This window comes from Rhizobium sp. P1_B8 (assembly GCF_056406515.1).
Genome location: NZ_JBFTZZ010000024.1, coordinates 82,444 through 100,664 on the forward strand (window position 1 = coordinate 82,444; position 18,221 = coordinate 100,664).

Here is an 18,221-nt window from a genome sequence, read left to right on the forward strand (position 1 = left end):
AATGTCATCAAGCGAGTGGATCAGTTTCCAGGTTCTATCGCCGTCAATGCCGCCTGCGCGATGACATCTGCAATGCGTTTGGACAGCGCCGGGTCGGAAGCAGCGCGGGCGAGGGTTACACCGCCACTGAGCATGGCGAGTAGCAAGATCGCCTGATCTTCCCGGCGTGTTTCGGATTGACCTGGTATCTCACCCTCCGGCAAGCCGACCGCAACTTCCTCGATGAGACGTTTGAGTTCTGCCGTATAGGCGCTTCGTGTTTCATCGTCTGCGCGCATGACGTCGGGGGAGAGGCTCGGCAGAGCGCAGCTCTCGCCCAGATCGCAAGTTCTTTTAAAGCCGAGATAGTAGCCGACGAATGTCGTCAGCCAGTCTTTCGGTTGCCTGGCCTTCAGCGCCGCAATTCCTTGCCGCAGCTCTTCCAGACCCGTCAGCACGGCGGTGCGAAAGGCTTCACCCTTGGACTTGAAGTGTCCGTAGAAGGCACCGTTGGTCACCCCTGCGGCCTTGGTCAATGCATCGATGCCAGCACCGCCATAGCCTTCCTTTCTGAAAACCTGTCCAGCCGCCGCGATGACGCGCGTTCGGGTCTCCTGCTTATGTTCGGCACTATATCGCATCTATGTCCCTTTTGGAGTGATCACTCTTTATGCCTTGCTAAGAGAGTGATCGATGTGTATTCATAAAGAGTGATCGGTATATATCATAAGCGGTCACGGTTCAAACAGGGAGATATACGATGCCTATCACACTCACCGTGCCCGAAGGCCTACTTTCGCAGCAGGCTCAGGCGCAAGCCTTTGCCGGATTGACGGACGCGGTGCTCGATGCCGCCGGCTTGACCGGCAATGACTTCATGACAGCCAATATTATCGGCACGATCAATGTGCTGCCGCAGGAGCATGTGCTTGCGGCGGGAGAGCCGATCGCTGCAGCCTTCGTCGAGCTCAAGCTGCCCGAGATCGCGCTGGTGAGCGCTGAAGCAAAACAGGCTTTCTTCGAAAAAGCGGCCGATGTCATCGAACAGGCCGCCGAAGGCCGGCTGAAGCGCGAACATATATGGTCGAACATCGTCTACGCGCCTGAAGGGGCCTGGGGTATCGCCGGCCGCAGCTACAACAATGCCGATCTCGTCTGTGCCATCCAGGGTGCGGTTGCCGCCTCGTAACGATCGCGGCGTACGCTCGGAAATCTCAGACTTGCAATGCCGGGCCGGCGACACCAAGGCGTCGCGGTCCGGCGCCTTGACGGAGCCAAGCCATGCAGCTTGCTAACTATCTGTTCTTTTCCACAGGTTGCGAAGAGGCGCTCGCCTTCTATGCCGAATGCGGGCTTGGCCGGATCACGCAATTGAAGCGCCACGGCATGGACGGGATGCCCGTTGCCAGCAAAGCCATGCGGGACAAGGTGATGCACGCTCGTTTCGAAGGACCTGATGTTCTGTTCTTCGCCTCGGACAATCATGATGCGGAGCCGATGCGAGGCTCCGCCCACATGCTGATCATGGACGACCGCGACAGTACCGACAGCCTATTCGCACGGCTGGCCGAGGGCGGAGAGATCACGACACCACTCGCCGTCCAGCCATGGGGAAGCTATTATGGCAAGTTCACGGATCGCTTCGGTGTCCAGTGGATGCTCGATTGCCTGGCGTGAGCATGTGCTCTATGCGCGAGTGTGAGCCGATAACACCCCGATACCCGCTAAGTGTCGGCGTCTGTGTCGTAATCATTCAGAATATCGCGCGCAGAGGACAATCGGCAGGATCGCAGGGGAGACACTCGCCCCCGATCAAGCGGCTGCGAACGCCCTACCCTACCCGGTGCCCGCGTCTTACCGCGTCGTATAGCCGCCGTCGATAACCAGCACTTCGCCGGTGACATAACTTGCCGCCGCGGAGCAGAGGAACAATGCGGCACCCGCCACCTCCTCCGGCTGCCCGACGCGTCCCATCGGGGTCATGCTGCGCCAGGTCGGGAACCAGTCGGGATTGTCGATGCCGCCACGCGACAGATCGGTCTCAATATAGCCGGGGGCGATGGCGTTGACGCGGATATTCTCGGCGGCAACCTCGCTGGCGAGGCTCTTCGTCATCATGTGGACCGCCGCCTTGGAGGCGTTATAGGCGACCTGGTTCTGCGGAATGTTGGAAACGATGCCCGAAATCGAGCCGATATTGAGGATGGCGCCGCCGCCCTGACGCCGCATGGGTGCGAGTGCCGCCCGGCAGGCACGGAAGACGGTGTCGACATTGACGGTCATGATCTCGCGCCAGATGGCATCGGAGAACTCGCCGCTGTCGCCATGAATGGCGATGCCGGCATTGTTGACAAGGATGTCGAGCCGTCCTGTTCGTGAAAGGGTCTCAGCGACGAGTTCGTCGGCAGCGCTTTCCTTCATCAGGTCGGCAACAATGAAATCGCAATCGACGCCGGCCTTGGAGAGCCGGTCTTCTGCCGCTGCATTGCGGCTTCGGCCCGTCATGATGACTTTGGCGCCCGCCTCGCCGAGCGCCTCGGCGATCGCAAGCCCGATGCCGCGCGTGCCGCCGGTCACCAGCGCCACCTGTCCGTTCAGGCGAAATCTGTCGAAGATCATGTCCGTTTCCTCTCGGCGATTGTTGAAGGCGATCGCGCTTTCGTCAGATGTCGGCGCTCTGCGGCAGGATAACGAGATCGCGAATCGTAATGTTGCGTGGGCGAGTCAGCATGAAAAGCACGGCCTCGGCCACTTCGTTCGCCTCCATCAGGCCGCCCGCGGCGAGCGCCTCATCCAGCTTCTCCTGCGGCCAATCGCTGAGAAGGGCGGTGACGACCGGACCGGGAGCGATGGCGCCGACGCGCAAGCCATGCTTGGCCACCTGCCGCCTCAGCGTATGGACGAATGCCTGGACCGCATGTTTCGAGGCGGTGTAGATCGGTTCCCAGACGACCGGGATCATGCCGGCAACGGAACTCGTCAGGATGATATCGCCGGTCTTGCGCTCGACCATATGCGGCAGAACGGCATGCACCGAGCGGAATGCGGCGTTGATGTTCAGATTGAGCATGCGGTCCCAGGCATCAGGGTCGCCACCCAATACCTCACCGCCGATGTAAGAGCCGGCATTGGCGTGGAAGATATCCAGCTGGCCCGCTTTTTCCAGGATCTGCGACATCATCCCTTCAACGCTTTTCGGATCGGTGAGATCGATGACCAACGGAATGGCATTTGCGTCGAGTTTCGAGCAGATTTCCTTCAAGGCTTCTTCATTGCGGTCAACCAGCACGACCCGAGCGCCCGCGGCAAGCAAAGCCTTGGCGCATTCAAGGCCGATACCCGACGCCGCTCCGGTGACGGCCGCGACTTTTCCAGACAGATCCTGACCCATTTTCTTCCTCTGGTTTCCTGGTTGCTTAGAGCATCTCCGTTTTCTTCGAATCACGGAAGTGCTCTATCTCTTTGTTTTCACGCAATTCCGGACGCAAAACCGCTGCGCACTTTTGCTGAAATTGCTCTAAGCCCGGCCGTGCGAGATCCGCGATCGGCGTGCCAGCGAGTCGACGATGACGGCGACGGCAAGGACGGCGCCCGTGATCATGTATCGAAGCGACGATGACAGATCGAGAAGCGTCAGCCCGCTGGCGATCGACTGAATGACGATGATGCCGAGAAGGGCTGAATAGGCACTGCCACGCCCGCCGAACAGGCTCGTGCCGCCGATGACCGCCGCAGCGATGGCGTTGAGATTGACGTCGCCGGTGCCGGCCTGCTGACTTGCCGTCGCCAGCCGGGCGGCAGAGAGAACGCCGCCGGTTGCCGCAAGCAGGGCGCACATGACGAAGGCGCTCGTGTAGATCCGCGAGACGTTGATGCCGGAACGACGGGCCGCTTCCCTGTTGCCGCCGACGGCGTGCATGGAGCGTCCCCATTTGGTGCGCGTCAGTGCATAGTTCATGGCGACGGCGAGCCCGACGAAAAGACCGAACATCCACGGAATGCCGCGCGACTGGTTGAGATAGAACGCGACTGCTTCCAGGGCGAGTGTGATGATAACAGCGCGGATAAGCAGTCCGCGGGCCGATTTTGCCGACAAGCCGGCCGCCCGCCGGCGCGCCGACGTGCGGTAGCTGGAGAAGAAGAACGCAATGCCGGCAAGTGCTACCAGCAGATAGGCGATCGGGTCCGGCATGACCATGATCTGGCCGAAACTCACGAGCCAGGAGCCATAGGGAAGATTGATCGAACCCGTCGCTCCGAGGATATAGAGCTGCAGGCCGAGAACCGCGAGCAGTCCGGACAGGGTGGACACGAAACTCGGCATGCCGAAGCGGTTGAAGACAAACGCGTAGAGCGAGCCGATCAAGGCGCCGACGATCATAGCGGCGAGGACTGCAAGGACCACCGGCCAACCCTGGTTGACCCAGAAGACGCCGACCAGCGCCGAGGCGAAGCCGCTGACGGAGCCGACGGAAAGGTCGATCTCACCCACCATCAGGATACAGACGATACCCAGCGAGATGACGCCGACCGTCGAGCAGTCGAACAGCATGTTGACGAGGTTGCTGCTGGAGAGAAACACCGGATTGAGCGCCTGAAACACCGTCCAGATGATCGCCAGGCCGACAATGACCGGCAGTGAGCCGAGATCGCCGGAGCGGATGCGATCCCAAAAGGCCTGGATCGAGCCGCCGAAACTGTCGTCATGGCGCACTCTCTCATCACGCCGGTCGAGCAACGCCGGTGCTACCGGATCATTGTCGATGGTCTTCATCATGGCCTGCCCTCCTCGTTCGGTTGGCTTTGCGCCTGGCGGCGCGACGCGCGGCGGGAGACGGAATTGTTGGATGCACCGGTGATGGCGCTGACGAGCTGCTCGTTGGACGCGTCGGGCAGCATGGTGCCATTGTTGCGACCGAGGCGAAGGACGACGATGCGATCGGCGACGGCGCGCACATCCTCCATATTGTGGCTGATCATGATGACAGCGAGGCCGCGTTCCCGCACGCGCTCGATGAGGTCAAGCACTTCAGCGGTCTGGGCAACGCCGAGCGCTGCTGTGGGTTCATCGAGCATGATCAGTTTCGGCTCGAGCAGCAGCGATCGGGCGATCGCTACCGTCTGGCGCTGTCCGCCGGAAAGTGAGGCGACGGGCTCGCGCACACTTGGAATGCGGGCCGAAAGCTCATTCAAGAGTTGCCAGGCGCGGATCTCCATGGCGACCTCATCGAGCTGATAGGGGCTGAGCTCCTTGCCGAGGAAGATGTTGGCGACGACGTCGAGATTTTCGCAAAGTGCCAAATCCTGGAAGACTGTTGCAATGCCGAGGCCGAGAGCCGCACTTGGGCTCGGCAGGTTTACCGGCTTGCCTTCGAACAGGATCGTGCCCGAGCTTGGCTGATGCACGCCGGCCAGGATCTTGACCAGCGTCGATTTGCCGGCGCCATTGTCGCCCACCAGCGCCACGACCTCGCCGGCATACACGTCGAGTTCGATATCGGTGAGCGCCGACACCGCCCCGAAGTTCTTCGATATTCCGCGCAGACTGAGAACAGGCTGACGGGAAGGGTCAAGATTGTGAGAGGTTTCAGACATCGCCTGGCCTTTCGGAAAGAGCAACGGAAAGCGCGACCGGCGACCGGGCGCGCTTTCCTTGCGGATTACTTCGTAATGCCAAGCTTGTTGCACCCGTCGGCATAGCGGCCGGTGCACAGCTCCTCGGCGGTGTTGATCTTCTTGTCGATGATCTCGGCCTTGAGGTTTTCGGCGGTGACGACGGCAGGGACGAAAAGCTGCGCCGGCGTGTCGTAGAGCGTCATTTCGGCCTTCGGCGTTTCTCCGGCCAGGAGCTTCACGGCGACGTCGGCAGCGGCGGCGGCGACGATTTCGCTCGGCTTGGAGATCGTATTGTACTGATCCCCCGCGATGATCAGCTGCAGTGCCGCGATCGTCGCATCATTGCCGGTTACCGGCGGCACGGGATCGACACCCGCGGCCTTGAAGGCTGCGATGGCGCCACCACCCGTGCCGTCATTGGCTGCGACCACGCCCACGATCTGTTTGCCGAAACGGGTGATCTGGCCACCCGCCCATTGCTGGGCGTTCGAGGGCTGCCAGTTGGGCGTATCGAATTCGGCAAGCGTCTTGTATCCACCGCTCGCCAGACCCTCATGAATGCCGTCCTTGATCAGCCCGGCAGCCGCATCGGTCGGCGAACCGTTGATCTGCAGGATGCCGCCTCCATCGGTCGGCACATTCTCAGCCTTCAGATGCTGGACGAGCGATTCCGCAATTGCCTTGCCGATCGCCTTGTTGTCGAAGGAGACGTAGAAATCGGCCTTGCCTTTCGGAATCGGACGGTCATAGGCAATGACCTTCACACCCTGGCTCTGTGCGAGCTGGACGAGCGATGCAGCCGCTGCCGAATCCACCGGGTCCAGCACGATGACTTTGGCGCCCTGGGTGATCGCCGAATTGAACTGCTGCTGCTGTTTTGCGATATCGGCATCGGCGTTCTGATAGAGAACCTTGCACGACGCGCAAAGCTTCTTCATTTCCGCGACGAAGCCCGGGTGATCGTGCTCTTCGTAGCGGGTAGAGCCCTGATCGGGCATGAGGAATGCCACTGTCGCATCCGAAACGGCCGTTTGCGCAAAGGCGGAAGTACCGCCCAGCAAGGACAGGACAAATACCGCGGCGCCTGCCGCCTGTGTTGAGAATTTCATCATTTCCATCTCCTCCCATTGGTAAAAATTGTGTAGGTTCGTGATTGCACTGCCTGCTGTGGCCGTTCGGCTGAATGAACGGTCGCGCCTGTCCCGGCGTTTGATGTTTTTGAGGACAAGCATCTCCGATCGCGAGCCGCTCATCGCACGCCCACGTTCAAAGTCAGTGTCAGTTTTCGCTCCTCCTCCTTGTCCTCCCTCGTCCCTTGGACCGTGCTCGTTCGGCTCCTCCAGAGCATTTCCGTTTTTCTCCGAGTCACGGAAATGCTCTGTCTTTTGTTTTACGCAATTCCGGACGCAACACCGCTGCGCACTTTTGCTGGAATTGCTCTAGGCCGCCTTTGCCACATTGATATTGTCACCCAACAACCGCCGGAAACGCGAAGGCGTCATGCCTTTTTCCGCGAGAAACTGCCGGTTGAAGTTGGACAGGTTGTTGAAGCCGACCTCGAAGCAGATATCGGTGATCGATGCATGGTCATCGCTCATCAGGATCTGGCAGGCGAGATTGATGCGCAGGCGTTTCACATATTGTACCAGCGACATGCCGGTATGGCGGCGGAAGCCTCGCGAAAAGGCGCCGGTCGACTGTTCGGCGATCGCCGCGAGATCAGCTTCGTCGAAGGATTTCGTGAGGTTCTCTCTGATATAGGCGAGCGCCCTGTTGATGCCGGCCGACATGTAGCCCGATGGATCGGGCAAATAGCTCGGGCTGGCGAGAAGCTGGGAATCCTGCGCCCGGCTGAGCAGGCCGACGATCATCATGAACAGCTCGATGCGACGCACACCATGCGCCTGCTGCACCTCGTTCATCAGGGGAGCAACCTGCCGGCTGGTATCGGCGCCGAACAGCACGCCGCGGCGGGAGGCTTCAAGAACCGGATCGAACGGGCCGAGCTCGGCCAGCACCTTCATCGTGTCGCTGATGAAGCCCTCGCTGAACTGGATGAGCTGGCATCGAAGCGGAATGCTCGAGCCCTTCGGGACATCGCTGATCCAGTTGTGGGGGAGATTGGGACCAGCAAGAACGAGATTACCAGGCTCGAATTCGCCGATGAAGTCGCCGACGAAATACCGTCCCGTTGTCGCCACGACGAGATGAAGTTCGTATTCCGGGTGAAAATGCCAGCGAACAGTATGGTAGGGATAGCCATGCGCCTTCGTTGCGAAAGATTCGCCGGGCCGGATCTGAATGACTTCCAAGTCAGGTTCCATTGTCTCCTCCTCCGAGGACGGTTCCAGGCCCGCCAGCCAAATTCTTTTTGGCTTTTATTGTTGAAGGGGAGTGTAATGGGCTCATGTCACGCCCGCCACCACGATTCCCGGTCAAAACCGATACTTTTTTGACAATAGACGCTGCGCAGCCGGCGTAAAGACGACAGCAATCCGCATTTCAGATCGTCTAAGGGCCGGCCTCAGGCGGCCAGGGCTGCAATGACGTTTCTGACCAGCGCAGAAGAGGACAGCCGGCTTGTGGCGCAGCTAGGGGCGCCGATCGCACCGACACGCACGGAAACGCCGCCGCGCGCATTGGCGATCGCAAACATCGACTCGTCGGTCAGATCATCGCCGATGGTAATCGGGCAGCGGTTCTTGAACGGGTCGGACTGGAAAAACCGTTCCAGCGCATCGCCCTTGCTCGACCGTGCCGGACGCAGCTCGAATACCATCTTGCCGAGCTGCAATGCCCAGTTCGGCCCGGCGAGCTCAGCATAGTGGTGCATGCGGTCTTCGAGCACCTTTTCATATTCTGGCGCGAGCCGGTAATGGGCGGCAACGGCCGCACCCTTATCCTCGATCAAGACTCCAGGATAGTGCTCGGCTTCCGCCGTCAGCGCATGCTTCAGCGCCTGAAACTCAGCTGTCGCCTCGACCGTCTGCATGCCCGCGGCGTTCCTGATTTCGGCGCCGTGCAGGCCTGCTGTCGGAAATGCAAAGGGTTTGAACAGCGCGTCCGCATAGGCAAGCGATCGTCCGGTGACCAGTGCCAAGGCACCGCCAAGTTTGTTCGACAGGCGATGAAGTTGTCCCGGAAGCGCCTCTGGAACCTCGATCGCATCCGGCGTGGGCGCAAGATTGAGCAGCGTCCCATCGATATCGAGAAACATCGCCCAGCGGTCGGGCTCTTCCAAGACCAGTGAAAGCATTTCCTGAGTAGCGTCGTCGTCCTGCACGGCATTCTCCAAACTCTGCAATCATTGAAGCTAGGTCGCCGGCCGACAAGGACAAGGTGGCTTTTCACACTCCGGAACATCCTGAGGCTAGTCCGCGTTGTGTCTCGCCGCCCGTTCGAGCACTCGCGCCCTAGAAGGTACATTAATGGCCAAAAGCAGTTCAGATCCCCGTGATGAGGTCAATGCCCCGCTGGCACATGGCGCTTTAAACCTGCCATTGGTGGTGATCGACGATTACAACAACGAACTGCGTGACAAGAATGGTTTCGTTGGCGACAACGCAAACAAGAAGACTTTCCAACAGAAGCTTGATGATTGGAGAAAACGCATCCGCAAGGTCGGAGACGACCCGATCGGCAAGATTGAGACCGACAAGCTCTCCAAGAAAAAAATCGACGCTATTTTGAAGGGCGATGATTTGGCGGCGGCGGCGTTGATCATGGGGGCTGTGGAGGATTTTGCCCAGGACTTTGCCGATGTGATAGGCAAGTTTCTGAAGGACAAACGCTGGGGAAAGACGGAACGCATCGTCGTTGGCGGCGGCTTCCGACGGAGCCATTTTGGCGAACTGGCGATCGCCAGGACGATGGTTATTCTCAAGGCGGCCGGCATCGCCGTCGAGGTCGTGCCGATCGTTCACCACCCCGATGAGGCCGGACTGATCGGCGCGGTCCACCTGATGCCCCGCTGGATGTTCAAAGGCCACGAGGCCATCCTCGCCGTCGATATCGGCGGCACCAATGTTCGCGCCGGCGTCGTCAAATTCGGAAAGGACGACGTGCCGAATTTTGCGGATGCAAGCGTCTGGGATTCAGCCATCTGGCGTCATGCCGACGACGAGCCAAGCCGCACTGCGACCGTCGAGAAGTTGGCCGCGATGTTGCAGGATCTGATCGGCAAGGCCGAGAAGGCCAATCTCAAGCCAGCACCCATCATCGGGATCGCATGCCCCGGCATCATCAAAGCCGATGGCTCCATCGAACGCGGCGGACAGAACCTGCCCGGCGGAAACTGGGAGAGCGACAGCTTCAACCTTCCTGCCGCACTGATGAAGGCCATTCCTGAGATCGGCGACGACAGCACATTCGTAATGATGCACAACGATGCCGTCGTGCAGGGATTGTCGCAGATCCCTTTTATGAACGACGTGTCGAGATGGGCGGTGCTGACCATCGGCACGGGGTTGGGCAACGCGCATTTTACCAATCGCGAGGGAACGAAGGCGCGGTAGGCTCAGCAATTCGAGACGTCCGGCGCTGCCCCATGACGCATTTCGGGGTGCGCTTCAAGATGAGAGCCCTCCCCTTTCCTGCCCACGTTGGAATACATGGTGATAACTCCGACAGACGGTTCTCGGCAGGTTTAAATTGCGCTTATCTCGGCAACTCCACACAATCGATCCGCAGACGAAAGATGGACTATGAACTTCAAGGGAATAAGCGCCCCGCTTAATGCCGGCCGTCTCGAACAGATGCTCGGCCTTGCCCCGTCACGCCGCGATGCCGAAACCGAGGACGCTAGTGACAAGCCCTCCAGCAACGAACCCGTCCGCGGGCTGGAGGCTGAAAGCTCATGCCGTTCGTCTGCCTATAAATGAGAACCGAATGTCTGATTCGGACCGTGCTCAGCTCGGCCGCTAGCCGGTGGGTCGGCAATGGCGTTCAGCCGTATCGAAAATGAGCAGTAACGAAAGGATGGGGGCGCTCTGGTCGCGTGGCATTCTTCTCTCGCTACGAAACTCTGGGATTTTCGACAAGACCAACGCTTTGCTATCGCCACGGCCACAACGGCGCTCGCTCTCTCTAACGGTCCTTCATTGCATTCGCCGTCGTCGAGAAGCACACATAAACACGACGGTCTTATTTCCGCTTGGAGCAGATCGGCAAGGTCGGCGTGCGCGGCATCGAGCTGGAAGGCAAAGCCGCCATCAACGACCGGGTCAATCTCACACTTGCCTATTCTTGTTGGGATGCCGAAATCCGCGAGGACGGAACCGGCGGCAATATCGGCAACCGGCCCTCGCGCGTGCCGCGGCATCTGGCATCGGCCTGGCTCGACTACACGGTCCCGGGAGACGGAAAGCGCGGCGACCTGACGCTCGGCGGCGGCGTGCGTTATATCGGCCAGACCTATGGGGACGAGGCGAACACCGTATCGGTCGCAGCCTATACGCTCGTCGACGCAGCCGTCAGCTACAAGGTGACGCCTGACGTGATGTTTGCCGTCAACGCGACGAATCTGTTCGATCGCAAATATGTCGCCAGCAGCTACTTAGGCACCGAATATTACGGCGATCGGCGCAAGGTCGTCGGCACGCTGAAGTATTCCTGGTAAAGATTGGCGGACGCCGCCTTGTCCAATCAAGGCGGCGCCCGCAATCTGCGCCAAGGGATCGCCCTCTCAGCAATGTGGACTGCATTTGGCCATTCCGGAAATGATAACCCCACGACGAGGCTTTGATTGACGCAAGAGGGAGCCGCCTCTACCTAAGAGTGAGTTTTCATTTCGAACGTGCTCCAATTTGGCAGGTTGAACATGTCCGAGAATTCTCCGGGCTCAGTCCCGAAAATTTGGCCGTCTCCGAATCGGCCCGGCTTCCGCAAAACTTTCGCTTTAGAACTTGACGACCATCTTGATATCCAGCATGCATCGCGGCAGCTTCTGCCACCCGGTCCGACCGTGGGGGCAGCGGGAATCGTTGCGCTGTTCGTCGCGCTGATTACCAATTTCGACAAATGGCAGGCCGGTGACGTCGGGACATTCGCTATCTATGTCCTCGCAACAATTGTTGCTGGCGCGCTCGGGGTCTTTCTGCTGCTCGGGCCGATCCGGCGATTCCTGCGTTCCATGTATCGCCGACGACTGGTGAAGGCGGAAGCTATCGGCAGGCCCGTCGAGTCTACCGTGGACCAGAGCGGCATCAGCTACACGGTCCTGGGTCAGACGGTCACATGTACCTGGGATTCGCTCTATGCGCTCGAAGAGGATGCCGGAACCTTCCACTTTTGGATGTCCAAGATGGTCTCTCATCCGTGGCCGGCGAGATTGTTTGCCTCCGAGGAGAAGCGACAAGTCTTTCGCGAAAACGTATTGAAGTGGTCCGGCCGGTCGTTCTCCCCACCCGTACTGGCCCGCCTCGGAGCAAGAGGCAGGGCCAACCTGCCGGCGAATGAGGCGACGCCAAGGTGAGATCGTTGATGGTGTTGCATGGGCAACTCCCTCAGCCGACAGCGCGTTTCCGCATCATCAGCATCAAGAACGGTGCGCCGATGAGTGCGGAAACAAGACCGGCCGGAATCTGGTAGGGCGATACGATCGTGCGGCCGACGAAATCGGCAGCAACCATAAGCCCCCCTCCGATCAGAGCGGCACCAACCATTTGCGGCAGCGCGCGTGCCAATCCCGCCTCCCGCGCAAGGTGAGGTCCCATGAGGCCAATGAATGACAACGGGCCAACCGTCAGCGTCGCGGCGGCCGTCAGCAATCCTGCGAGGCCAAAAAGCGCAAATCGCGATTTCGCCAATGGTATACCGACCGCCGCCGAAGGAGACGGCCCAAGGGGAAGTATGTCAAGCCAGCGGCGCACCGCAAGCGAGACGGCAATCAGCACGGCACCGAGCGCCACCTCCGTTGCGGCGGTCGATCCCTCGATAAGATAAGTGGACCCGCTCATCCACCGCATCAGCAGAACTGCTCTCGGATCTCCCGTCGAGCTCAACACGCCGACGACGGCATCGACCATCGCGCTTAGGGCAATGCCCGCAAGCAGGACTCGCTCCGGAGCGAACGCCGATCGCCGGGAGCTGGCGAAGATGACGACAAGCACACTGATCGCACCTGCCACGGCAAAGGCAAATTGACCGGAAAACCCTGGAGCAACGGCAAAGAGCGCAATCGCAACGCCGAAGGTCGCGCCGGCACTGATTCCCAGAACTTCGGGACTTGCCATTTCGTTTCCGGTCAGCCGCTGAAGGATCGAGCCCGCGACCGCAAGCATCGCGCCCGATGTCAGGGCGGCGAGGATTTTAGGTATCCTGATAGCAAGGACATCGTACGAGAATTCGCCGGAAGCGAGAGCCCAGCCGCCATTGACGTCACGTCCGAGAAAAACGCTGACCGTCAACAGCACAAGCAGGCCGGCAGCCGCGATGATGACCGGTGCCGTTCCATCCCACCGGCGTGACCGTCCGAACGCCGGCGATTGCTGCAGTCTATGACGGATCTTCAGACGCGGCAGCAGCGCGAGAAGCAGCGGCGAACCGAAGATGGCTGTTACCGCCCCCGTCGGCAAAAAATCACCAAGCCCACCCGCGACCAATTGCAGAACAGAGTCGGCGAAGAGAAGCAGCCCGGCGCCGATCAGGGGGGACCAGAAGATGAGCTGCGCGGGACGCCGTGCTCCGGACAATCGCGCAATCGTCGGCGCGACCAGTCCGATGAAACCAATGACCCCAACGGCGCTCGTGACAAATGCAGCAAGCGCGACAGCAAGCGCCACGACAATGAAACGCAGGCGGACCAATCGGACGCCCAGCGCCGTGGAACTGCTCTCGCCAAGATCGAGCAGCGAAAGCGGTCTCATCACGAAAGCGCAGACGATGGCGATGGCGCTGAACTTCCAAAGAAGCGACAAGGGAATGACCCAGCTTTGCTGTGCCAGCGAGCCGGCGCCCCAGATGAACAGGCTCGAGAGATAGCGCTGGTTCAAATAGGTCAGGATGGCAGAGAGGCCACCACACCATAGACTGAGAACCAGCCCCGACAGAACAAGCGAATAAGGCGAAAAACCGCGGCGCGCGCCCAGGCTGACGACGATCACGGCAGCGGTCGCACTGCCGATCAGAGCGACAAGATCACGGCCGGCGCCAAGCAAGTCGGGGAGAAACAGCGATGTGACCACCAGCGCCAGGTTTGCTCCGGCCGACACGCCGAGGGTGGTCGGATCGGCGAGCGGGTTTCGCAAAACTTGCTGAAACAGCGCCCCCGACAAGGCAAGCGCCGCTCCGGCAATCAGCGCCGTCGCAAGACGGGGAAGCGTCGAATAGGTGAACACCATTCGCGTGACATCGTAATCCGGTCGAGCCATTTCTGACAGCGCCGGAGCGGCAAGAAACCACGATGCCACGCCTCCACCGCCAATCAGGAGGAGGAAGACAATTGCTGGCCCGATATTGTCGCGGCGGGATATCATCATGCTTCTTTTTCCAGAAGATCTGTCAAAAGGCCAGCGAAGCGCATGGCCTCGTTCACCATGCCAAACATCAGGGCCGGCGGCAGAATCGACAGATGGCCCGGACGCGCAAACGCCAGCCTGTTCCACAGCGGGCTCTGAGCGAGTTTCGGAAGAACGTCCGGAGGAACGGGATCAAAGGCGATCAGACGCGCGTCCGGATCGGTGATCTTGGAGAGATCTTCAATACCGATCGTTTCAAAACCCCAGTAGTTCGACTCTCTGGTCCAGGCGTTGCGGACACCGATGCGCTCGAGCACATTGTGGAACAGCCCAGGACTCGAGTAGATGCGGACATGGCGGGCATCCATGAAATTCACGAGGGCGACTGGCGGCAGGTTCTTGCCAGCCAGCCGACTGCCGCATCGCTCGAAGAAGGCGTCGGCGCGCGCGAGGAACTGCTCTGCTTCATTCTCGCGGCCAAGCTTACCAGCCAATTTACGCGTCGCCGCGATGGCAGCGGGAAGAATAGATCCAATGCCCGGCGTAAAGACTTCCAGCCGAACGACTTTCGCCACCGACTGTAGCCTGGGCAACAGCTCATCCAAGTAAGGTGTGGTCAAGATAATGTCGGGCTTCAGCGTGACGAGAATTTCAAAATTGACCTCGAACGAACTGCCAATATCGACGACGGATTTTGGCATCGGCGGCTCGACAACCCATCTGTCCCAATCGGCGAGGTCCGAAATCCCGACCGGAGGCAATCCGAGGGATAAGAGAGTGGACGCAAGGCCATAGTCGAGGCTGACGATCCTTGGGCCTATCGACTGCGCAAACAGCGGAGCTGGAACGACCGAGGCCGCCGCGAACTGCAAAAGGGAGCGCCGCGTAACACCCATTGCACGCCTAGCCTCAGCAAACATAGGCGAGCGGATAAGGCAGGTTGGGCGCGGAGATCACATCCATGTCGATCCCATAGATCTCTTGCAGCGTGTTTGGCGCAAGGATCGCGCTCGGCGTTCCGCTCGCAACAACGCGACCGCGTTTCAATGCATGGATCCGATCGCAGAAGCGAGCGGCCATGTTGATGTCGTGGAGAACGATGACGACACTGCTTCCAAGCTCGTGCGCCAAGCGTCGCACCAGGGAGAGCACCTCAATCTGATGCGCAACATCGAGTGCCGCAGTCGGTTCGTCGAGCAACAGGCAGCGAGCATCCTGAGCGATCAGCATCGCGATCCAGGCACGTTGCCGCTCACCGCCTGACAATGTTCCGACGATACGGTCGGCGAACTTCTCGATATGCGTTGCTCGGAGGGCTTCCTCGACTTTCCCTTCATCGTTCTTGGTGAAGCGGCCAAGCGCCCCGTGCCACGGATAGCGACCGCATCCCACAAGCTCGCGGACTGTCATTTCCGATCCGGTCGTGACATCCTGGGGCAGATATGCGACCGAACGAGCGAAGACGCGTTCACCATACGTCCTAAGATCCCGGTTGCCGTAAGAGATCGATCCAGCGCTCGGCACAAGCTGGCGAGCCAACATCTTGAGAAGACTGGATTTACCGGAGCCGTTGTGGCCGACCAGTGCCACAACTTCTCCTGCCGGAAATTTGAGACTTACATCGCGGAGAATCTCGTTCCCCTCTATCAAAAGACCTATATTTTCGGCGACAAAAGTTTCAGCCGTTCGAGGCGGATCTTGCGTCGGGGGGAGCATAGCCACGTGACATCCTTTAACCGGGTGATAGCTCGGTACTAAAGATGAGACCAGCAATCAACTATTTTCGTTGTTCCAATATCTCTGCCTAGCGCCTCGTCATCCTCACGCGGGCGGCAGGCCTTTCGGCCACCTGGTCAGGTTGACTTTCCCAAGTGCGATGCGCCGTCTCAAGGACGCCCAAGGTCGCAACATATCTCAACAATAAAGTGCAAACCGCAACACCGAACCGCAGCATAATGAATCGGTCCCAGCCGACTTGCCGGTTTGCTGAAGCCTTCTCCAATCATCGAAATGACGAGGCACTTTAATGTACACAAAGATAATCGCGCTGGCCGCTGTGGCTTTCTCGGCGGCGCCGGCCTTTGCCGCCGATGCCGTGGTTCAGGATCCTGCTTACGTTCAACAGGGACAGACCCAGTCGGCCTTCGACTGGTCGGGATTTTATCTCGGGCTTCAAGGCGGATACACCTCGACACATGCGAGCTACCTCGATGGTTCCGAGCAGGATCTTGATGGAGGTTCGACGGGTATCTACGGCGGATATAATTTCCAGCATGGTCCTTTCGTCTTCGGTATCGAGAATGACTTCAACTACAACTGGAAGGATGGGAGTGACGTTTCCCTCAAATGGGATGGCTCGGCGCGTGGACGTGTGGGATATGCCTTGGACCGTACGCTGATCTATGGAACCGGGGGTTTGGCGGCCGCGGGCGGAGAAGTCGACGTGCCTGGAATTGGCAAGAAGGACGACATTCTGATTGGCTGGACCGCCGGTGGCGGTGTAGAACGCGCCCTGACCGACAATATTATGATGCGCGCTGAATATCGCTATGACGATTTCGGACGCAAGGATTTCGGCTCGGCGCTCGGCGATTTCGAGGTTAATCAGCAAAAGGTGACGGTCGGCACGAGCTTCAAATTCTGAATGTCTGATCTCCTGTTGGGATGAGAAATCCGCGGCGAATCCTGCCCGGTGCTTGGAGATCGGCTGATTTGACAACCTGCTATCGGCCGCCGGCATTGCGGCCGAACTGCATTTTCGGGCGATGCTGCGGATATTGGCATTGCAGGTAATCTCTGATCTAGTCTCGAACTCTGTCCGCCGGGCAGTTGAGAAGCAGGCTCATGATATTTGAAACGAGCGAGAGCCATATTCTCATGACCACTCACCGCTTCATTCCGACGATCTTTCACAATGTCATCGGCTCTCTTCCGCCGGCCCTGCGTATCGCCGACGGCGACACCGTGGTCACTGAGACGCTCGACGCCGTCGGGTATGACAAGGACGGCGTCAAGCAGACATCCGGCCCCAATCCGATGAACGGCCCGATCTTCGTGGAAGGTGCTGTGCCCGGAGATGCGCTGAAGGTCGAGATCATCAGCATGATCCCGACCAGGGCCACGGGGTTTACCCGCAGCGTCGTCGCCGCCAATGTCGTCGATCCCGAGACGGTTCGCGACCTGCCGGCGCGCGACATGGCCATCTGGGTCATCGACCGCGAGGCATTGACCGTTCGGCTTTCCGAGCCGGTCGCCGGCCTCGAAAACCTCGTTCTGCCTCTCGCCCCGATGATCGGCTGTTTCGGCGTGGCGCCCAGCCTCGGCCAGGCAATATCGACCGCAACCAGCGGCGAATATGGCGGCAATATGGATTATCGGCTGTTCGGCCCCGGCACCACGGTCCGCTTCCCGGTAGCAGCTCCCGGCGCCCTGTTCTTCCTCGGCGACTGCCATGCCGTGCAGGGGGATGGCGAGATCGTCGGAACCGGCGTCGAGACGACGTTCGAAGTCACGGTGCGGCTGACGGTGGAAAAGAAGGCCGGAGTGGTCTGGCCGCGTGGGGAAACCACCGAAGACATCTTCACTATCGGCAACGCCCGGCCCCTCGATCAGGCGCTCCAGCATGCGACCAGCGAAATGTTGAATTGGCTGGCATCAGATTATGACCTGGACAGGACGGCGGCCAGCCATCTGCTCGGTCAGGTGGTGCGTTACGATGTCGGCAACGTCTTCGATCCCGCCTATACGATGGCTTGCCGTGTTGCCAAGAAATGGCTGGTTCGTCGATAGAGGGTTCTCGGGAGCTGCCGTCCCCGACAGGACTCTGGACCAGCCCAGACGGTGAAATGATGCGCGACGATCACCAGGTCTGCCATGGAGCGCGCCTCGTCGACGGAACGAAGGTCGCGTTTATGGCAACGGCTGATGACTTCGCAGCGGTCACCCCGAAAAATGGAGGGAAGATAGGAAGCGCCCGTCGTCTATCGGTTAGGGCACCATGGGGAAAAGGGGTTCGACTCCCCTAGGAGCTGTGGACAGTTACCTGAGCCACAGGATTGTTGCGGCAATTGCGATCATTGCCCGATAGTTTCGGGCGGTTTTCTCGTATCTGGTGGCGATGCGTCGAAATTGTTTGAGTTTGGAGAAGCAGCACTCGATCAGATGACGCTG

The 18,221-nt window shown here is 59.7% G+C and carries 18 protein-coding genes and 1 pseudogene; 7 read left to right on the top strand and 12 right to left on the bottom strand.

The genetic code is table 11. The annotated features are described in order from the left end of the window. Window positions 1-20: 20 nt before the first annotated feature. On the bottom strand, window positions 21-620 hold the full coding sequence (locus AC1D2N_RS25470) for a TetR/AcrR family transcriptional regulator (protein WP_018449034.1): 600 nt from the start codon (window positions 618-620) through the stop codon (window positions 21-23). Window positions 621-739: 119 nt separating this feature from the next. Here AC1D2N_RS25470 and AC1D2N_RS25475 point away from each other — a divergent pair, with 119 nt between their 5' ends. Continuing rightward, a complete protein-coding gene (locus AC1D2N_RS25475; RefSeq protein ID WP_018449033.1) occupies window positions 740-1,168 on the top strand; it encodes a tautomerase family protein in 429 nt (142 codons plus the stop codon). 92 nt (window positions 1,169-1,260) lie between these two features. Beyond that, window positions 1,261-1,656: a VOC family protein gene (locus tag AC1D2N_RS25480; protein ID WP_018449032.1), complete on the top strand. Its 396-nt coding sequence runs from the start codon at window positions 1,261-1,263 to the stop codon at window positions 1,654-1,656. A 177-nt stretch (window positions 1,657-1,833) separates the two neighbouring features. Here the strand turns inward: AC1D2N_RS25480 and AC1D2N_RS25485 are convergent, their stop codons facing one another. The 7 genes from AC1D2N_RS25485 to otsB all read right to left on the bottom strand — a co-directional run bounded on the left by AC1D2N_RS25485 (window position 1,834) and on the right by otsB (window position 8,899). Continuing rightward, window positions 1,834-2,598, bottom strand: a complete 765-nt coding sequence (locus AC1D2N_RS25485; protein ID WP_018449031.1) for an SDR family NAD(P)-dependent oxidoreductase — start codon at window positions 2,596-2,598, stop codon at window positions 1,834-1,836. Window positions 2,599-2,641: 43 nt separating this feature from the next. Beyond that, a complete protein-coding gene (locus AC1D2N_RS25490) occupies window positions 2,642-3,370 on the bottom strand; it encodes an SDR family oxidoreductase (RefSeq protein ID WP_130654210.1) in 729 nt (242 codons plus the stop codon). Between the two features lie 126 nt (window positions 3,371-3,496). Further along, a complete protein-coding gene (locus tag AC1D2N_RS25495) occupies window positions 3,497-4,756 on the bottom strand; it encodes a sugar ABC transporter permease (RefSeq protein ID WP_047620556.1) in 1,260 nt (419 codons plus the stop codon). Then, the gene (locus AC1D2N_RS25500; protein ID WP_047620578.1) at window positions 4,753-5,574 is read right to left on the bottom strand and encodes an ATP-binding cassette domain-containing protein; all 822 of its coding nucleotides are present in this window, start codon (window positions 5,572-5,574) and stop codon (window positions 4,753-4,755) included. The genes AC1D2N_RS25495 and AC1D2N_RS25500 overlap by 4 nt, the downstream gene beginning before the upstream one ends. A 65-nt stretch (window positions 5,575-5,639) precedes the next feature. Then, the gene (locus AC1D2N_RS25505) at window positions 5,640-6,713 is read right to left on the bottom strand and encodes an ABC transporter substrate-binding protein (protein ID WP_193445978.1); all 1,074 of its coding nucleotides are present in this window, start codon (window positions 6,711-6,713) and stop codon (window positions 5,640-5,642) included. A 321-nt stretch (window positions 6,714-7,034) separates the two neighbouring features. Beyond that, entirely contained in the window at window positions 7,035-7,919 is an 885-nt protein-coding gene (locus AC1D2N_RS25510; protein ID WP_130654209.1) for a helix-turn-helix domain-containing protein, read from the bottom strand. A 200-nt stretch (window positions 7,920-8,119) separates the two neighbouring features. Beyond that, the gene (gene otsB / locus AC1D2N_RS25515) at window positions 8,120-8,899 is read right to left on the bottom strand and encodes a trehalose-phosphatase (RefSeq protein ID WP_197728293.1); all 780 of its coding nucleotides are present in this window, start codon (window positions 8,897-8,899) and stop codon (window positions 8,120-8,122) included. Window positions 8,900-9,023: 124 nt separating this feature from the next. Between otsB and AC1D2N_RS25520 the strand changes: the two genes are divergently transcribed. The 3 genes and pseudogenes from AC1D2N_RS25520 (at window position 9,024) to AC1D2N_RS25530 (ending at window position 12,067) form a co-directional block, all read left to right on the top strand. Further along, window positions 9,024-10,109 carry an ROK family protein gene (locus tag AC1D2N_RS25520; protein ID WP_130654240.1) on the top strand — a complete coding sequence of 362 codons (1,086 nt, stop codon included), beginning with the start codon at window positions 9,024-9,026 and terminating at the stop codon, window positions 10,107-10,109. A 641-nt stretch (window positions 10,110-10,750) separates the two neighbouring features. Beyond that, window positions 10,751-11,212: pseudogene (locus AC1D2N_RS25525) on the top strand (TonB-dependent receptor domain-containing protein); the annotation flags it as partial. Window positions 11,213-11,413: 201 nt separating this feature from the next. Further along, window positions 11,414-12,067, top strand: coding sequence for a hypothetical protein (locus tag AC1D2N_RS25530; RefSeq protein ID WP_130654206.1), 654 nt, complete (start codon window positions 11,414-11,416; stop codon window positions 12,065-12,067). 31 nt (window positions 12,068-12,098) lie between these two features. Here AC1D2N_RS25530 and fhuB read toward each other — a convergent pair whose 3' ends face one another. Genes fhuB through AC1D2N_RS25545 form a run of 3 tightly spaced genes read right to left on the bottom strand, consistent with a single transcriptional unit; the run spans window position 12,099 to window position 15,767 of the window. Beyond that, window positions 12,099-14,069, bottom strand: a complete 1,971-nt coding sequence (fhuB, locus tag AC1D2N_RS25535) for a Fe(3+)-hydroxamate ABC transporter permease FhuB (protein ID WP_130654239.1) — start codon at window positions 14,067-14,069, stop codon at window positions 12,099-12,101. Beyond that, on the bottom strand, window positions 14,069-14,947 hold the full coding sequence (locus tag AC1D2N_RS25540; protein WP_047620558.1) for an iron-siderophore ABC transporter substrate-binding protein: 879 nt from the start codon (window positions 14,945-14,947) through the stop codon (window positions 14,069-14,071). Before AC1D2N_RS25540 ends, fhuB begins: the two co-directional genes overlap by 1 nt. A gap of 13 nt (window positions 14,948-14,960) precedes the next feature. Next, the gene (locus tag AC1D2N_RS25545) at window positions 14,961-15,767 is read right to left on the bottom strand and encodes an ABC transporter ATP-binding protein (protein ID WP_130654238.1); all 807 of its coding nucleotides are present in this window, start codon (window positions 15,765-15,767) and stop codon (window positions 14,961-14,963) included. Window positions 15,768-16,077: 310 nt separating this feature from the next. On the opposite strand from AC1D2N_RS25545, the gene AC1D2N_RS25550 reads away from it, so the two are divergent. Both AC1D2N_RS25550 and AC1D2N_RS25555 read left to right on the top strand, forming a co-directional pair. Beyond that, window positions 16,078-16,695, top strand: a complete 618-nt coding sequence (locus tag AC1D2N_RS25550; protein ID WP_047620560.1) for an outer membrane protein — start codon at window positions 16,078-16,080, stop codon at window positions 16,693-16,695. A 233-nt stretch (window positions 16,696-16,928) separates the two neighbouring features. After that, window positions 16,929-17,840 carry an acetamidase/formamidase family protein gene (locus AC1D2N_RS25555; RefSeq protein ID WP_130654237.1) on the top strand — a complete coding sequence of 304 codons (912 nt, stop codon included), beginning with the start codon at window positions 16,929-16,931 and terminating at the stop codon, window positions 17,838-17,840. A gap of 249 nt (window positions 17,841-18,089) precedes the next feature. Here the strand turns inward: AC1D2N_RS25555 and AC1D2N_RS25560 are convergent. Next, the coding region (locus AC1D2N_RS25560; RefSeq protein ID WP_477982220.1) for a transposase at window positions 18,090-18,221 on the bottom strand (132 nt) is incomplete at its 5' end.

What these genes read in the sequence shown, in the direction of transcription:
- AC1D2N_RS25470 (WP_018449034.1), bottom strand. Translation starts at nt 620, where the DNA reads ATGCGATATAGTGCCGAACATAAGCAGGAGACCCGAACGCGCGTCATC.
- AC1D2N_RS25475 (WP_018449033.1), top strand. Translation starts at nt 740, where the DNA reads ATGCCTATCACACTCACCGTGCCCGAAGGCCTACTTTCGCAGCAGGCT.
- AC1D2N_RS25480 (WP_018449032.1), top strand. Translation starts at nt 1,261, where the DNA reads ATGCAGCTTGCTAACTATCTGTTCTTTTCCACAGGTTGCGAAGAGGCG.
- AC1D2N_RS25485 (WP_018449031.1), bottom strand. Translation starts at nt 2,598, where the DNA reads ATGATCTTCGACAGATTTCGCCTGAACGGACAGGTGGCGCTGGTGACC.
- AC1D2N_RS25490 (WP_130654210.1), bottom strand. Translation starts at nt 3,370, where the DNA reads ATGGGTCAGGATCTGTCTGGAAAAGTCGCGGCCGTCACCGGAGCGGCG.
- AC1D2N_RS25495 (WP_047620556.1), bottom strand. Translation starts at nt 4,756, where the DNA reads ATGATGAAGACCATCGACAATGATCCGGTAGCACCGGCGTTGCTCGAC.
- AC1D2N_RS25500 (WP_047620578.1), bottom strand. Translation starts at nt 5,574, where the DNA reads ATGTCTGAAACCTCTCACAATCTTGACCCTTCCCGTCAGCCTGTTCTC.
- AC1D2N_RS25505 (WP_193445978.1), bottom strand. Translation starts at nt 6,713, where the DNA reads ATGGAAATGATGAAATTCTCAACACAGGCGGCAGGCGCCGCGGTATTT.
- AC1D2N_RS25510 (WP_130654209.1), bottom strand. Translation starts at nt 7,919, where the DNA reads ATGGAACCTGACTTGGAAGTCATTCAGATCCGGCCCGGCGAATCTTTC.
- AC1D2N_RS25520 (WP_130654240.1), top strand. Translation starts at nt 9,024, where the DNA reads ATGGCCAAAAGCAGTTCAGATCCCCGTGATGAGGTCAATGCCCCGCTG.
- AC1D2N_RS25530 (WP_130654206.1), top strand. Translation starts at nt 11,414, where the DNA reads ATGTCCGAGAATTCTCCGGGCTCAGTCCCGAAAATTTGGCCGTCTCCG.
- fhuB (WP_130654239.1), bottom strand. Translation starts at nt 14,069, where the DNA reads ATGATATCCCGCCGCGACAATATCGGGCCAGCAATTGTCTTCCTCCTC.
- AC1D2N_RS25540 (WP_047620558.1), bottom strand. Translation starts at nt 14,947, where the DNA reads ATGGGTGTTACGCGGCGCTCCCTTTTGCAGTTCGCGGCGGCCTCGGTC.
- AC1D2N_RS25545 (WP_130654238.1), bottom strand. Translation starts at nt 15,767, where the DNA reads ATGCTCCCCCCGACGCAAGATCCGCCTCGAACGGCTGAAACTTTTGTC.
- AC1D2N_RS25550 (WP_047620560.1), top strand. Translation starts at nt 16,078, where the DNA reads ATGTACACAAAGATAATCGCGCTGGCCGCTGTGGCTTTCTCGGCGGCG.
- AC1D2N_RS25555 (WP_130654237.1), top strand. Translation starts at nt 16,929, where the DNA reads ATGACCACTCACCGCTTCATTCCGACGATCTTTCACAATGTCATCGGC.